Source organism: Thalassotalea psychrophila, assembly GCF_031583595.1.
GTDB classification, from domain to species: domain Bacteria; phylum Pseudomonadota; class Gammaproteobacteria; order Enterobacterales; family Alteromonadaceae; genus Thalassotalea_A; species Thalassotalea_A psychrophila.
On sequence record NZ_CP134145.1, the window covers coordinates 1,873,389 to 1,890,711 of the forward strand.

5 protein-coding genes are annotated in these 17,323 nt (G+C 38.8%); all 5 read left to right on the plus strand.

All coding sequences use genetic code 11. The annotated features are described in order from the left end of the window. Positions 1 to 52: 52 nt before the first annotated feature. The 5 genes from RGQ13_RS07615 (at position 53) to RGQ13_RS07635 (ending at position 16,865) form a co-directional block, all read left to right on the plus strand. Positions 53 to 3,040, plus strand: coding sequence for a TonB-dependent receptor domain-containing protein (locus tag RGQ13_RS07615; protein ID WP_348392957.1), 2,988 nt, complete (start codon positions 53 to 55; stop codon positions 3,038 to 3,040). Positions 3,041 to 3,176: 136 nt separating this feature from the next. Beyond that, the gene (locus RGQ13_RS07620; protein WP_348392958.1) at positions 3,177 to 6,332 is read left to right on the plus strand and encodes a leucine-rich repeat domain-containing protein; all 3,156 of its coding nucleotides are present in this window, start codon (positions 3,177 to 3,179) and stop codon (positions 6,330 to 6,332) included. Positions 6,333 to 7,143: 811 nt separating this feature from the next. After that, positions 7,144 to 10,746: a hypothetical protein gene (locus RGQ13_RS07625; protein ID WP_348392959.1), complete on the plus strand. Its 3,603-nt coding sequence runs from the start codon at positions 7,144 to 7,146 to the stop codon at positions 10,744 to 10,746. Between the two features lie 281 nt (positions 10,747 to 11,027). Next, positions 11,028 to 13,103, plus strand: coding sequence for a winged helix-turn-helix domain-containing protein (locus RGQ13_RS07630; protein WP_348392960.1), 2,076 nt, complete (start codon positions 11,028 to 11,030; stop codon positions 13,101 to 13,103). A gap of 468 nt (positions 13,104 to 13,571) precedes the next feature. Continuing rightward, the gene (locus RGQ13_RS07635) at positions 13,572 to 16,865 is read left to right on the plus strand and encodes a leucine-rich repeat domain-containing protein (RefSeq protein ID WP_348392961.1); all 3,294 of its coding nucleotides are present in this window, start codon (positions 13,572 to 13,574) and stop codon (positions 16,863 to 16,865) included. Positions 16,866 to 17,323 lie beyond the last annotated feature (458 nt).

Consider the following 17,323-nt stretch of genomic DNA (forward strand, 5'->3'; position numbering starts at 1 on the left):
GATCTAACTGACAAAGTCGAGCACAAGATTCGACTTTTTGTGGGAGAGAATTTTGAAAAATATAAGCGCGATCGCAGCGAGTGTCAGAGCTGCGCTGTTATTAGGTGCGGTGACTAGTTTCACTGCCTATGCAGCTGAAGGTGACATAACGGTTAATACTGTTGCAAAAACTGAACTGGCAACCGAAGAAAGCACAGTAAATGAAGAAGAAATTGAACGAGTTGAAATTACCGGTTCACGCATTAAAGCAGTAGACATGGAAGGGGTTAGTCCGGTTACCATTATAAATGCCGAAGACATGGCGGCAAAAGGTTTTGCCACCGCATTTGATGCGTTAAAAGATTTAACCCAAAACACCGGTATTACCCAAGGAGCTGAAACTGCTGCTACCGGTGGTTTTACCCCAAATGCGCAAAGCGTAAACCTACGTGGCCTCGGCAATAACCAAACTTTAGTGTTAGTCAATGGTCGCCGCATGGCTGACTACCCGTCGCCGTATAACGGTAGTTCAAACTTTGTCAACTTATCGACCATCCCAATGGCGGCAATTGACAGAATTGAAGTAGTTACCGCTGGCGCATCTGCGGTATATGGCTCAGATGCCATCGCCGGGGTAATGAACATCATTACCAAAAAAGATGTGGAAGACACTACCTTTAGTGTGAAAGTAGGCACAACAACAGAAGGCGGTGGTGACGAAGGGCGTTTTCAATTAGTCAGCGGTATGGTTGGTGATAATTATAGCATCACTGGGTCGCTAGAATATCAAATGCAAGATCCTATTTTTTCATCAGACCGTTCGTTTATGGACTCAGTGGAAGATGGACCTGCTGGCCATCATTATTTAGATCGCGGCATTGTAACCGTTGATCAAATGGCGGTTTTAGGTTTTTACCCTGACGATGAAGAAACCGAAGATATTGATGAGAGTCGTAGTTGGTATCGTGATCCGACTGCTGCAAAATGTGACGCGTCTAAATCTGGCTATGAATACACTGATCGCATTATGGAAGAGGGCACCGACGATGAATTCAACTACGGAAACTACTGTGGTGTAGATTTATCCGGTACTCGTACCATTCGCAATGAACGTGAATCGGTATCTGCTTATATTAGCGGTATTTATGATTTAACCGATGAGATTGAAGTATATGCCGATGTTTTATATTCCCAGCAAGATGCATTCACTCAGGGCGGTTTTCATTATCTTAACACTCCAATTATCGAAGACAGACCTGATGGTTCAGGGAATATGGAGCCATTAGGTGAAGGTGGTCAATTTTACGACTATACCATTGAACAACGCTTGTTTGCCGAGCATGAGCTTGGCTTTAAAGACACTGATATTGAAGATAGTTCTTTATTAGTAAATTTTGGCATCAAAGGCATAGTGTTTGATGAATACGACTGGGATATTACTTTTAGTCGCAGTGAAAATGACAATACATCATCGTCAAATCAGCTCAAAGAAGAAGCCGTACTCGATACATTTTTAGGTAATGTAGGTGAAGTATGGGGCATATTTTACTATGACGGCTTAGGCAGTGCAGATTTATACGACCCAATAAGTAGCGATATGCGTGAAAATTTAATCGGTCGTCAAAAAACAGTAGCCGACTCTTATTCAAATACTGTAACCGGTGTTGTTACTGGACAGGCGTTTGAACTCCCTGCAGGTGATGCATATTTTGCCTTAGTAGCTGAATGGAACAAACAAGGCTATAGCATTAATCTAGATGATCGCATGCTTAATGATACTGGTAGAGGTTGGTGGAATCGAACTGATACTGAAGGTGGTGGCGATCGATCGCGCTATGCCGTTGGTGGCGAATTAGACTTACCTATCATTGAAGACATGAATCTAAAGCTTGCTGGCCGTTATGACCAATACGAAGATGACACCACAGCTGTTGGTGGCCGTTTTTCACCGCAGGTTGGGTTTACCTATAAACCTGTAGAAGATGTGCTACTGCGCGCTAACTGGGGAAAAAGTTTCCGCGCACCAGATATGCATCGCGTATTTGCTACAGACGGTGGTTATTACACAGTTGGTGTTGATTACTCGACCTGTGAAGATCAATATTACGACAACGCGCGTGATGGCACAGGTAAGTTGCCAGCTGATATAGAGCCTTTTGATCCAGAGCAGGCAAACTGTACTGCACAATCGATTAAAGGTAACTCGAAAGGTTCGAAAACCCTAAAAGAAGAAGAAGGCACCAACTACGGTGTTGGCTTTGTTTGGGATATTACCGATACCTTAAATGTTACTTTCGACTGGTACACCATAGAGCAAGAGCAAGTAGTTACCGGTGAAAGCGTTGCCGGCATTTTAAATACCGATTATTACTGTAAGGACAGAAGTAACGAAGAAGATTACCCATTCCCGGTAACTGAACGTCCTGATATTGTCCCTGGTAGTTCCCAATGTATTGAAAACTCGGCAAAAATAACCAGAGCTGACGGTGGCTTTGCCGGAGAGGTCATTGACAATGTAACCACATCGCATATCAATGCCGCGAAACAAACCATCGAAGGCGTAGATGCGAATGCCAAGTATTTATACGAAAGTAGCTTTGGTGATTGGCATTTCAATTTGGCCTGGACCCACACCTTAGATACCACAGTACAATTTGATGCACAATCGGAAGAAGTTCATACCCGTGATTTATGGTGGAATAAAAATGCCCGCTCAGTAATGAACGGCAGCGTTTCCTGGTTACAAGAAGATTTGGCGATTACCTTTAGTGGCCGCCGCATTGGCTCTATTCCTATTTTTAATCCGCCAGAAGAGTTTAGCGATGAAGATAGTTACTTTGAAGGACAAGTAGACAGGTTAGACCCGTACTACACCTTCAATTTAACTGCGGGTTATCAAATTAACGACAATATGAGAGTTAGCACCCAGGTGATTAATATCTTTAATCCACGCCCTCCAGAAGATGAAAGCCACACTATATGGCCGTATTACAACGGTAATGTGTATGGCGGTTCGTCTATTGGTCGCACAGTTTCTGTCGAATTTATCTATGTCTTATAGGCAATTAATTAAAAACAATATGGTTGGGCAATAATGCCCAACCAAATAAAAAACAGCGGTATGTTGACAAAAAATAACAACAAGACTTATCGCAAAAACACCTAGAAATAGGCTCTCACATAAAAGAGGAATGAATATGAAAAGCAATTTTGAGTTAACAAAATTACTTTATACTGGAGTTATTGCTACCAGTATGACACTGGCTGGCTGTGGCGGAGGTGGCGGTGGCGGATCTGATGTGGCAACACCAGACAATATGGCACCAACTGTATCTATTTTTGGTGCCGATCGAGGCACAGAGCGTAGCGATATTACTTTACAAGCGAATGCCGAAGATATTGATGGCACAATTGCGAGTTATGCTTGGACAGTAAGTGATACGGCAATCAATTTAACCGGAGCGAACAGTAAAGACGTTACCTTTACTACGCCAAGTGTTGAGCAAGAAACCACCTTCACCATGACTGTGACCGTTACCGATGATGATGGTGCACAGGCTACCAGAACACTCGATATTACCAGTGAACCCATTTATAACAGTTTAACCATTACTGGCAAGGTAGTGGATAAACCGCTTGAATACATTGATGTGGTGCTAAGCATTGGTGATTTGGAGTTTACTACTGACACCGGCAAAACCAATAGCACCGGCGATTACTTTATCGATATGGAAGTGGAAGAGCGCTACTTCGACCAATTAGTAAAAATTACAGCTACAGGTAATGCTGAAAAACATACTGGCGTTAAGTTAGTTTCAGTACTTGGCTCTTTTAATACATTGCAAGAAAAAGCAGGAAGAGATGAATACCTGGTTAAAGGTGAACATTTTGCAGTAAACGTTACTAATTTTTCAACGGCGCAGTATATTTTAGCTGAAGCACTTGAGCCTGATTCAAATATTAGCACGCAACAACAACTTAACGATGCCATCGCGAGTATAGAGTATCAAGACGTTGCGAATTTAGCCGCATCAATAAAGTTGATTGTTGATAATGAAGAATATAATTTACCTGCTGGCAGTAAAGATACGTTTGCCTTTGCCAGTAATAGCGAAGTTGTTGCAACATTTAACAATCAATTACCACAAGATGTATTAAATACAGCTTATGAAGATACAGTGCGCAATGAAGATTTAGTCGAATTTCCTGACTGGGATTTAGATGGAATTCCTGATCATGAAGATGACAATATTGACGGTGACAATGTCGCGGGTGATTTAGATAATGACTCGGGCAATGCCGACGGTATTATTGATTACTACCCAAAAGACCACCAGTTATACGCACCAACAGTGGGCATGATCAAAGACAAGTTTTATTTAAGCGAAACTAAATATTCTGATAATAAAGTTAACCATATTTATAATAGCTTAAACCAAAATATGTACGCTTTGAATATAGAACGCGATAAAAATGGTGAAGAGCGATTACCGTTAGATGACACCTCGGTATTAGAATTTACCAAACTTGCTTTTAGCAATATTTTGTCAATACAAGGTATTGAATACTTTACTAACGTAACCGACCTTGAGGTCAACGTTGCAGATATAGATGATATTAGCTACCTTGCGTCATTAACAAAATTAACCCGATTACATATCAACGGCGTGTCGGCAACCGATTTTAGCGCACTAGGCAGCTTAAAATCGTTAACTGACTTAAATGTCGCCAATACTACTGGCTTTGCGTTATCTACTCTTAGCAACGCTAATGCGTTAACAAAGTTAAATGTGAGTAATACCGCTATTAGCGAAATTACCGCGTTACAAGGCCTGACCAATGTACAAGAGTTAGATGCAAGTAATAACAGCATAACTGATGCCAGTTTGTTATCGGCACTAACCCAGCTTACTTCGTTAAACCTTGCGAACAATGCCATCAGTGTGTTACCTGATTTTTCTTTATTAACGAATATTACTCAGATCAGCCTTAACAATAATAAGCTTGGTAGTAACGGCAATAGCATTGACTCACTGCAATATTTAACTAATATCGGTAATTCATTAGATTTGTCCAATAATGAGATCAGCGACCCTGCACCTATTGCATCGCTTAGCCAACTAACTGAGTTAAACCTTGCTGCGAATAACATTAGTGACGCCAGCTCGTTGACCGCCTTATCTAATTTAACTAAATTGATCTTGTCTAATAACAATGCTACGAGCATAAATAGCAGCGAAGAAACGTTAGGTTACGCGGCAACTATGCAAGAGCTGTATTTAGCAAATAACAATTTTGCTACTATGCCTGATTTTTCCGCATTCAAAGCGTTACAGACATTGGACTTAGCGAAGAATGAATTAACCGAATTAACCAATTTCACCATGTTGATGAGCAATGTTACTGAAACGGAACCTACTCCTGCTCCAACCCTTGACAAGCTGAACCTAAGTTTCAACAGTTTAACCAGTGTAAACCCGCTAGATAGCTGGAGTTCGCTGCCTGTTGATCTTATTATCAGTAACAATCCAACTATAAGTTGTGATGCTGCCAGCAGTGTACTTATCGCTAACGCAGAAACGTTTGGCATTAATTTAAGCCTCGATGATCTAAATACTTATGATGAAGAAACCGGTGCGATTATTTCAGAGTGTATTGTAATAGAAGACCCTAGTATTCCTGAAACCATAAGTGAATTAAGCATGGATAGAATTGGCATGTTCAATATTACAGGTGAGCAATCTCGAGGAAGTAGTCACGGTAAAACCGGTAGAACATATAACGGCCAATGGGAAGCCGATCGTTGTTTATTTTCAGGTGATATGATTGCGCCAATTTGTTGGACAGGACTAAGTAACAGTAAGTATTGTGACGGTGTTGAGGGTGAATATATGTATACATGTAATACACAAGCAGCTTATTTTGAGCTTTACCCTCCATTGACCATAGATATGAAGTATGGTCGTCAAGCCGATGGTAAATTTGTCAGTAGCTTTGAAGGGCGTTCACTGTTGAATGTGCTCAGCATTCACCCTGATGAACGCACCATCACCTGTATCTTTGATGCTGAAATTCAACAAAGTACTTGTACATTAACCAGTCCTTTAGTACAAGGTCCAGCAATTACCTGGCAACAGGATCATACCTTTAAAGTTGCACCACAGTGTCGCGGTATTGAAGGTGGTCATGTTGCACGATGCACACCAGCAGCGGACATTATAGTAAATGATGCTGCACCTGATGAAGATAACGCTTTCAGCTTTGATTTAGATTTATCTACATTTACTTTTATTGATCGAGAGGTTGAAGAGGAAGAAGAATGTGATAGATCTGTTGAGCTTTGTCGGGGGTAATGAACTAAATTGATGCAAACACATTAATTAAAAATCCTTTACTAATAAATAAAACCTGATATTTAATCCGTTAAATGTCAGGTTTTTTATTATCCGTCTCTTCTTGCGTAAATGGCTTGCTAATAAACCTATCAACCAGAGGGGCTCTATCACCTTCAACATAGTTTGTTTTAATTTAATCCCGTGCATTATAGAAACCTTGTTTATATTGCAAAGTTTAAATTAACAACCATTCCATTTTAGATTATCAACCTCTGAATTATTCGAAAGTAAATCGTATAGCTAATTAAATATAAAACGACTTTTAAGCTGTTAGTGGCGGAATGCTAGTAGCGGATTATCGATGACATCACTTAGCTGTTTTTTCAGCACGAACCTATATCATTCAACCATTTACAACATTATGAATGGGCAAATACTTCTGGACTTATTTTTACCATCAACCACTCTACCGTTCGTTATTACTTAATCAATCTTTAGTTATATTTTTGCCCTAAATAAATTCTAAATCGCTAAAGTTTTTCTTGATAATTCAATAAGTAGCTAAATATAACGGAACTTTTTGAGCTCTCTTTGTTGTTGTAATGTGTTGTTATTTAAAGGAAAAGATAATTAGTAAATGTTTTTAAATAAATTAACGTTAAAGATACGAGGGGTTCTTGATTGTTTTGTGTTTCAGCTTTCTTTATTTATATGTTCACAGTATTTAAAAGCCTAAATGTAAGAGCATTTAAGCTCACTGTTTAAGGCAACCAATGATAAAAATTAAAATGTTGCCTGTATTAACTAGTTAAAACCAATAGGAAGATTTATGTCTCAAAATTTAAAGTTTAATAAAAGCTTGTTAGCAGTTGTTGTTTCTTCTGCATTATTAACAGCTTGTGGTGGCGATGATACCACTGTAGAGCCAGCAGAAGTTTCGGTAGAAACACCAGAAGTTGTTGTTGAAACTCCTGATGTTTTCGTTGAAACACCTGCCGTATCAGTAGAGCCTGTATCTGTTATTGTAGAAGCTCCTGATGCAATCATGGCAACTGTTGCTGGTAATGTGGTACAAAGTAAATCGCGTGCAAATGTTGCAGGTTTAACCGTTACATTACATGCCGCTGGTGAAACACACACTACGACTACTAATACAAATGGCGGATATTTCTTTGAAAATGTAAGCCCAAATTCTGCTTATGTTGTGGTTGTTTCAGACTCACAAGGTAACTACGCTAACGCTTATGCACAAGGTGCAATGTCGTCAAGTGTAGTTAACTTAAATTTACCAGCTATTGCTGTAAGTAACACGGTAACAACAACCGTTACTATTGATGATCTAGCCGGTGACAACGTTACTGGTTTAACATTATACATCCCTGGTAGCAGCTTAAACCAGTTAGCCGCTAAATCAGAAAGCTATATGGGTAACATCCCTGATATTATCGCCACTGAAAACAATGGCGTTTACAGCTTCTCAGTACCAGATAATAATTCAAGCTTTGATGTTGTTGTTGCTGATTTAGGCAATAATGAAATATTTGCCACTGAAATGTCTGGCGAAAAAGTAAAAGTTGCTAATTTAACAGCCGGCAAAAATACCACAGTTGATGTTATTGATAGAAATTCAGAAGCATCTTTTAGCGCGACTTTAAATTTTGTTGACTCACAAGGCAATGCTTACCTAGATTTACCAAGCAATGCTAATTTTGCCCTTACCGGTGGTACAACTTCACAAGTTAGTATTACTGACGGTATGGCAAGTTTTTCAATTTCAGAAGCTGAATTAAGAGCTGGTGGTTTAATGGTTCTTGGTCAAGAAATTTATTTTAGCCCTGCTGATTTTGATGAAAATGACAATATTTCGTTAAATATTGTTGTTGATGTAGCCAAAGGCGAAGAAATTAAAGACGCTGCTGCTGCTGAGTTAGACGACCTGGTTGAAGAATTAGGCGAGTTTGATGTACAAGTTTTAAAATCTGAATTAGTTGCTGGTGAGCAATTTAAAGTCGTTGTAAAGTTTTCGCACCCTGCTGAAGTTATTGGTGATGCAAAGTACGATTATAAAACAGTTGACTTGGAAGGCGATACAATAAATATCAATGCCCTAGCGATGCACTCAAGCATACCTTATTCTCAAGGTTATAAGTTTGATCATCAATTAAAAGGTATGGATGGATATTCAAGTGGCACTGTAGAGATCCCAATGGGGATAAATACTTGGTGGAACTCTGATTATAGTGGTTATAAGGATGGTACTACTTTTACTGGTGGTTATTATGACCAAGCTGGTAATGTCTACAGTTTTGATGAAATTAAAGGCGTTGATGGCGTATTTAATACCGAAGATGATACTTGGGGACCAGATAACCTCCAAGGCACAGCAGATGATATTCCAAGTATGGCATCATATTTAGGTGCTGATGGCATTATTTACACTACTGCGTCATTAAGTGGTAAAGATGCTAAACTTGGTACCGCTGATGATACAGCTGGCCCTGATGGAAATCCGTTAACCACTGAAGACAATACCGCTCTTAATTTAAAGTATGTGAATTCTGAAGGTGTTATTAAAACAATGGCAGACTTCCTCGGCGCCGATGGTATTGGTGGCACAGTAGATGATTACCCACATTCTAGCGGTAAGCACTATGTTTGGAAGGTTGCTTATAATTCATGGTCAGGAGTTAATTTAGGTGATCGTTTTGGTGGTGATGGACTACCTGGTGGCGGTGATGATTGGACTTCATACGGGTTCCCTATTAGTGGTGAACCAGATGTTTCTACTGAATTCTATCAGATAAATGACCCTGACTGGAAGGTAATGATTGATGACCCGGACTATACTGAGAACTCTTTAGTATTTAAAGGCAACATCAACCAAGTAAACGATAATGCTTGGGAAGAATCTAAAGAATCTTACTTGTCTTATTTCTATAAATACGACTGGGCAAATAAAAATATGACCAGTGCGTCATACTGGAAACCAACGTTCCATAAAAATATGCACACAGCAAAACTAAGCCAAGATGCAGAAGGAAATTGGAATCAAGTAAACTACTGGGGTAAAGTTTATGAACAGCTAGTTGATGAGCTTGGTGCGCCAGTTTATGAAACAGATGAAGAGGGTAATCTTGACTTGAATTCATATGGTATCGCAGTACCTATGATGGATGATGGCACTGATGTTCCAATGACCTATGTTTTAGAGAATGTTAATAGCTATAAAATGGATATTGGCCACTACTCAGGTTACTGGAAAAACACCTCAGTTTCAGCGACAAGCGCAACATTATTTTCTACAGATGATAATGTATCTTATACATGGAATGATGATAGAACGGTATTAACAATTATAGGCTCAGGCGATGCCATTGCTACCAATGCAACTTATGATTTCAAAATAATCGCAAAAAGTAGTGTGTCTGGTGAGTTTTATACTTTAGAAGATGAATTGGTTGGTGCGTTTTCAGCATCGCCTTCATTAGCTGACCTTATGATTGAAAATACTAACAGCATTGATGATATGGCTGAATGGGGAAGATCAGTTCAACTTGATTTAAATAGCGGGCTTTGGGCTGAATCTGCAGTTAATAGTGAAGAATCTAAAGCTTCTATATCTAGTAGTGTGTCTGAATACATAGCTGGTTATCAAAAATCTGTATTCCCATTACCAGGCTCTCAAATTAACCGAGGCTCAGGCAATGGTGATAACTACAGTTTCTTGCATTTTGAAAATGACTTCTTACCGAATAGCTATCGTAAAGTTGATGGCGGTGAAGAAGGTGTAGACACATGGACACCAATGGTGCGCCCTGACTTTATGCCTGCTGCGATGAAAAAAGCCGGAGAACAATGGATTATTTCACCGTTTAAATTGGATGGTACTATTCGATTAGTTTCATATTCATATAAAACGACAGTTGAAGCCGAAGAAACGACAACGAAAGCAAACCCTAATGACTATGAAAAGAAATTAGAACCTGCTGAAATTGAAGTTAGAGAGCTTTCAGAAGTTGTGAAAACACTAGATGTTATTGCCGGCGGTATGTTTTCTGTTGGTGATTTGAATATTGATGAATCAATTATGCAAGTACCTGCTGAAAAAGCCTATGTTACTGGTATATCGCACAGTACTCGCAATAATTATTCTAGAAATCCGATGATCAAAGACGGTACGTTAACAGCAATTCAAAGTGTTTATGGTGATGACGTTGAATCAATTGTATTTAACACTATCCCTGAAGCTAAAGGGGTTCAATATATGTATAAGATCCCTGCATTTGGTGATGACTTTACAGATAACAGCCCGACTAGCCCTACTTATGGGTATCGTGATAATTTAGAAAAATATTCATCATTCACTTTAGAATTTGATGTAATGATTAACGGTAAGCGTGTTACAGAAACTAGAACATTCCCTGTACATTAATCGTTTAATTTAAAAACTTTAAAAAAGCTCCTTTAGGAGCTTTTTTTGTTTTTCTTTTCAGCAATTTTTGTAAGTAAAAAATGTAAACTAAACTTAACAAAATATTCTTTGGTTAACATAGCTATAATTGTATTAAATCAATTAATGTTTCCAACTAAAATTCATTTATAATATAGTTTGTTGAGAGCATAAAAATATATTTAAATCATCTAACTATTCAAATTTGTAGATTACCAATTTATTTATATTTAACAAAATTATCTTAAGGGCAATATTTCATAATGATTGAAGTACCACATCGAAAATATCAGGTTGGCCGTTGGCAAGTCGATTGCGCCCGCATGACGATTTCTTCAGCTGAAAAAACTGAGCAATTATCTGCCAAGGTCTTTGAAATTTTAAAGCTGTTTATTATTTCAAAAGAGCATATCGTTAGTAAAGATAAAGCCATAGAGGTTATCTGGCTTGGTAACGAAGGCGTTGGTAAAACTGGGTTTACTAATGCGGTTTGGCAATTACGAAAAGCGTTTACTGACTTAGGTGCTGAGCCTGATGAAGTATTTGCTACCATTCAAAAAGTTGGTTATCAAATGTTGGCCGATATTGAAGGGATTGAAGAAAACAGTGTAAATAATGAGTTTGTTAGCCGTTACTCTAAAGCAGCAAAATATGGGGCCGTTGCCGTCATTATTGTCGTACTAGTCGCTATTTTAATTCGTTTCATGTCACCAACAATACAGGTAGAAAAAGTTACTCAACATGCAACTCATATAACCAATTATGAAGGGATTGAAAAACAGCCCAACATTAGCCCAGATGGTGCTTTTATGGCATTTCAATGGCGACCATTAGGAAAAACACAACAAATTTATATCAAAAACTTGCAAAATTCAGAAGCGCCGTTGAGAAAGTTAACCACTGAAGGAAATAGAGAAATATCGCCAGTTTGGTCACCAACAGGTACTGAAATCGCTTATCAAAAAATATTAGAAAATAAAGAGTGTGTGATTAGCATTTATAGTTTAATTTCTAATGAAAATAGAACTGTAGTTAATGGCTGTAAAGCTGCATCGAACACTAACCCATTAGCTTGGAGCAAGGATGGTAAAACTCTAGTTTACAATAAAGTATTGGATAACAGGGTGGCTATATTTAGTTATGATTTAGCCAGCAATAGCGAAAAACAAGTGAGCTTCCCGAAAGAAAACCATCAGGATTTATCGGTAACCTTTGTTGAAAACGATGAAAAGCTAGTCATTGTTCGCAGTTATATAGAATCTTCTGAGCTTGTGGTTATTAGTGATTATAAACAACAAAATGTTAGTGAGAATTCATTTTTACAACTTGAAGCGAGAATGTTGAGTATTGCTTGGGATGAGCGTAATAAAAAATTATTCGTCATCAAACCTGAAAATGGCCTTTATGTTCTAGTGTCTATCGATTTACAAAATAACCAGCAACAACTTATTGATGAAACAGCAACACCAGGCACGTTAGCTGTCAACAATAAAACCCATGAATTATTTTTTACCAGACATTATTCAAAAGAGCATGTCGAAGAACTTGCTATTGATTCCGGTAAGCTAATAAGAAGGGTTGCCTCCTCATCACGTGATTTGTATGGCCACTATGTAAGCAGTGACAACAGCATTTTATTTGTTTCTAATCGATCTGGTAATTGGGAAGTATGGCAACGAAACCAATATGTATCTACACAACGTACTGACAACATAGGCACTGTTTCTATTCCCGCCGTATCTAATAATGGAAGTTGGTTTGCCATGCGTGTTGATCCTACAGGAGAAAAACAGCCTTATTTATACATTTCTAAAATAGACGGCAGTGAGGTTATTAAAGAAGATAATCTAGGTATGCCAATACAAAATCCTAGTTGGTCAGTTGATGAACAGAGTTTGTATTTTTCTGGCTTTAAAGACGGAAAGTGGGGCATTTTTAAATATCACATGTCAACCCAAAAAGTAGAACAAATTACTCATTCAGGCGAAGTGTTTGCACAAGAGGGGAACGATGGAGATTTGTACGTATCTAGGTTTGATCTTAACGGCATTTGGAAGTTTGAACTTAAAAGCAATACGTTTACCCAAATTACAAAAGATTTCAGAAGTAAAGATTTTGCCAGCTTTTATGTCAAAGAAGATCACCTTTACTTTTTAAAAAGAACAGAAACACAAGATTTGCTGATGAAGGTCAACAAAGACCAAAGCGTAGAAGTTGTACTACAGTTTGATGTGCTTTCTATACGACCTTATCAAGGCATTTCTTCCGGGGCAGATGGAAGCGTAATTATCACTCGCCATGGGGTACTAGATGCTGATATCTATTCGCTACCGCTGTAAACGAGTTTTTCATTTGCGTTAACCTTTACCACACTGAAGCCTACTCAGGCTTCAGTGCAATAACTACTTTTCCAATAATCTGTGGCTTACTGTTTTAACCGCCTTGGTTAACGCCGTAGTTATTCGTTTTAGCCAGTCTAAATGATCAGATAAATAATGGACTTGGTATGACCTGTTCGATTGCATAACCATCATTTAACTTTCCTGACCGTATCCCTAGCTTTCTCACTAAATCTACCCCTTTGACTGGTTATAACTTTATCTGGCTGCTGTGTGTAAGTTGCTGATTTTTAAGTTAATAGATATTTTATAGATGACTTAAAGTGCACTATTTGAGTTTGCCTTGATTGCTCTTCATGTTAATTACGTTTAATTATATGCAGCAATTAAGTCGTTTGTCTGCCTTTGTTATTTTTATATCAGTGGCATCAACAAACTGAAAAATTCTCATTGAACACAGGTATCAATATGGCGTTTATAAAAAACTATAATAAAATAATTTACGGTGGCTGTTTACTAACAGCAAGCATCCTTAGCGGCTGTGGTGGCGGTGGTGGTAGTGATGGAGAATCTAAAGCTCCAGATCTAGTTAACCAGGCACCAACCGTTGAAATTGTCGGTAGCAATCGTGCAACCGAAAGGGAGCTGGCCACGTTTAGCGCCGATGCAAATGATATTGATGGTAAAATTGCCAGTTATCAATGGAGTGTCGACACCGATACCGTTGAGTTAATTGCTGCTGACAGTGCCGAGTTAAGTTTTATCGCTCCCAGCATTAGCGAAAAAATGTCTTTTACCGTATCTTTAACGGTAACAGATAATGATGGTTTAACCGCTTCATCGTCTGCAGAGTTTACAGCCCTTCCGATCAAAAAAGAGCTGTTATTTTTCGGCCAGGTTATCGATGAAGAAGTGGTTAACGCCGACGTTACCTTTGAAATTGGCGATGAAAGTTTTAACACCATCGCCACCGCCATAGGCCATTATGATCTTGAAGTTATTGTTGATGAGCGTAACTTTGATGAATTGATCAAAATTACTGCACTTGGCACCATACCGGCGCAAGCAAAAGTAAAACTGGTGTCTTTGTTAGCCAGCTTTAATACGGTTTATCAACAACAAAGTTCACTTAACTTTATCACCATCACTGAAAACTTTGGCGTTAATGTTACTAATTTATCTACCGCCCAGTATTTTGTTGCTCAGCAATTAAATGATAATAAGCCTATTACTGACGAAGCTACCTACAACGAAATTTATCCTAACCTTTACGATACCAGTCGCGATGACATATTGGAGATTGCTGCTGTGATCAAAGCGGTAGTTGATGTGCGTGGTGACTTCGAACAATTTACACTAGCAGATGACGTTACAGATACGTTTGCACTATTAACAGACCCTATCGCATACACGAATGTGTTAAATATGTTGGATCCCGAAAGTGAATTGTATGACGAAACTGTTCGCTCAATTGTTGCCAGCCCTGATATTAGCGAATTTCCTGACACCGATAACGATTCTGTGTTTGATATTTTTGACCAGGATATTGATGGTGACGGTTACTTAAACATCATTAAAGATAAAAATGGTCGAGATATTGAAGATATCGACACGAGTGATTTGTATTTTGATCATCACCCTTATGATGCAAGCCAATACTTACCGTTTGTATCGCAATTAACGCTTAAAGATTTTGATGAAGAAAATGCCAGAAACCATGACAATGCTCTGCTTGGTTGTTTACATGCTATGGCTCGTCGAAATGAAGACATTATGAATAATTATGAGATGCCAACGTCGAATCAGGCTCCGTTAAATGTGCCTGTTACTGAGTTTACCAGCTTAGATTGTGCTGAATATAGTAAATATGGCGACATTGGCCCAGCGCTGAAATACTTTGTCAATGTTACCTCGGTAGATTTTACTAATGCCTCTGATATATCTGGACTTGACCAGCTGCAAAACTTACCTATTAGTAAGCTAACGCTTGCGGCCAATTCAAGTACTGCTGCACTGGCTGATTCGAACAAAACCTATGATTTTTCATTTTTAATGAGTATGGCAGGTTTAACTGAATTAAATTTAGCTAATACTACCTTTAAAAATGTTGATCACCTTAAAAATAGCACACAATTGGCAAAATTAAATCTAAGTGGCACTGCCGTTACCAATATTACCGCGCTTACTGGGTTTACCGAATTAACAGAAGTTAACGTTGCTAAAACCTTGGTAATCGATTTATCGCCACTGAACGATTCTATTGGGCTTACCTCATTAATTGCCAGTTACAGTAAGGTTGTTACTTTACCCAATTTTTTCAATATGCCGCAATTAGCTGAGCTCGACATTGATAATAACCAAATAGTTAATATTGACTCACTTGCCGCATTATCAAACTTTACCAAGCTTGATTTAAGCAACAACAGTATTGTTAATATCGACTCACTTGCAGCAATGACAAAATTAACCGAACTTGACGCTAGCAATAATAATATTGTCGATATCGACTCTTTATCAGCATTAATAATGTTAACCGAACTTGACGCCAGCAATAATAATATTGTTGATATTACGCCGCTACAAGATCTGATTGAATTAACCGATTTAAATTTAAGTGATAACAATATCGCTGGCAGTATCGACAGTTTAAGCAAGCTAACCGCATTAACGAGCTTGTCATTAGATAATAATCAAATTGATAATATTGCCGGTGTTACTGAGATGACGCTATTAACAAAATTGCACTTAGCCAATAATGAATTACTAGGCAGTACTGTAATAAACCCATTAGCGGCTTTGGAGAGTCTTAACCTATTAGACCTTAGCGATAACGCTATTCGCTCAGTAGATACATTTTTAAACTGGCAGGTGTTACCGGGCGAGCTGGATTTAAGAAATAATCAACTATTGTGCGAATTTCAAGTTGCCATAGATGATAGAGCAATTGCTGATGGTACTACACTTTATATAGGTGATGACGACGCCGAAGTGCAATGTATCGTACCAAAAGAGATTGATATCAAGAGGGTTGAAATAGGCTTTGGCGGTGACTCAGGTGAGCCAGCGCAAACACCTTTAACTGTATTAGGCTTAAGCACTCAGGTTGCCGGAATTTCAGCGAACGGCTCTAGCTCTTTGGGGGTTGAAGATGGGATTGCTTGTATCTCAAAACACGTGGGTGATAGGATGTATCCGATCTGTTTTGAATCGAATCACGCGTTAACCAACGATACTAGAATTAGTTGTAAAGCTGAGGCTAACTCTTTACAGGCACAATGTCAGCCTGAAGATACTGTCAAATATGGTACCACAACAGTCTGGCCAGGCGTTGCCTTTACCTTTGATTTTGAGCAGCGAGTACTGCCGGGTAATAAATTTGCCGCCACCTTTGAAGACCGAGTATTATTACAGTTGTTAAAATCTAACAAGGGTGATCAATCCTATGACATTAGCTGTTCGGCAGTTAGTGATGGCTTATCTACCTGTATTATGTCGTCTGATGAGGAAAATCATCCAAATTCCACGTTTACTGGTACTCTTAGTTGGCAACAACCCCATAATAAGCCATACATGCCACGCTGTTCAGGGAATGCCGGCGATACCATTGCTGTCTGTTACCCCGCCTATGGCACTGTTATTCCTCGAGACGATGGAAATGTAGATAAAACGGCCACCCCGTTTACCATAGATTTACTGGATATTACCTACAGACCACTCAATAATGCTAGCTGCGATGATGGAGATTTATGTGGAGGCTTCTAATCTAAACTAGTTAACTGACCCGCAGTTTAATGCTGCAAAAATCTATTGAGCCACCAAAGCAACAAGCCTTGGTGGCTTTTTTACATCAGGGATGATGGAATGCCAACTAAACATGGATGTTTATAAAGTTGGCTCACATCAGGGATGATGGAATGCAAATCGCCAGGGATGGCATTAGATTTGTAACTTCAGGGATGATGGAATGCCAACTAAACATGGATGTTTATAAAGTTGGCTCACTTCAAGGATGATGGAATGCAAATCGCCAAGGATGGCAAAAAATTGACTCACTTCAAGGATGATGGAATGCAAATCGCCATGGGCCGTTCTTTCACGTCCATGTGATCACGGCATATACAACTTCCATGTTGAAAACGGCAATAGATTTGTAACTTCAGGGATGACCATTTTGATCACATCCTCGGCAACTGCTCCATGCAATGCTCTAATATACAACG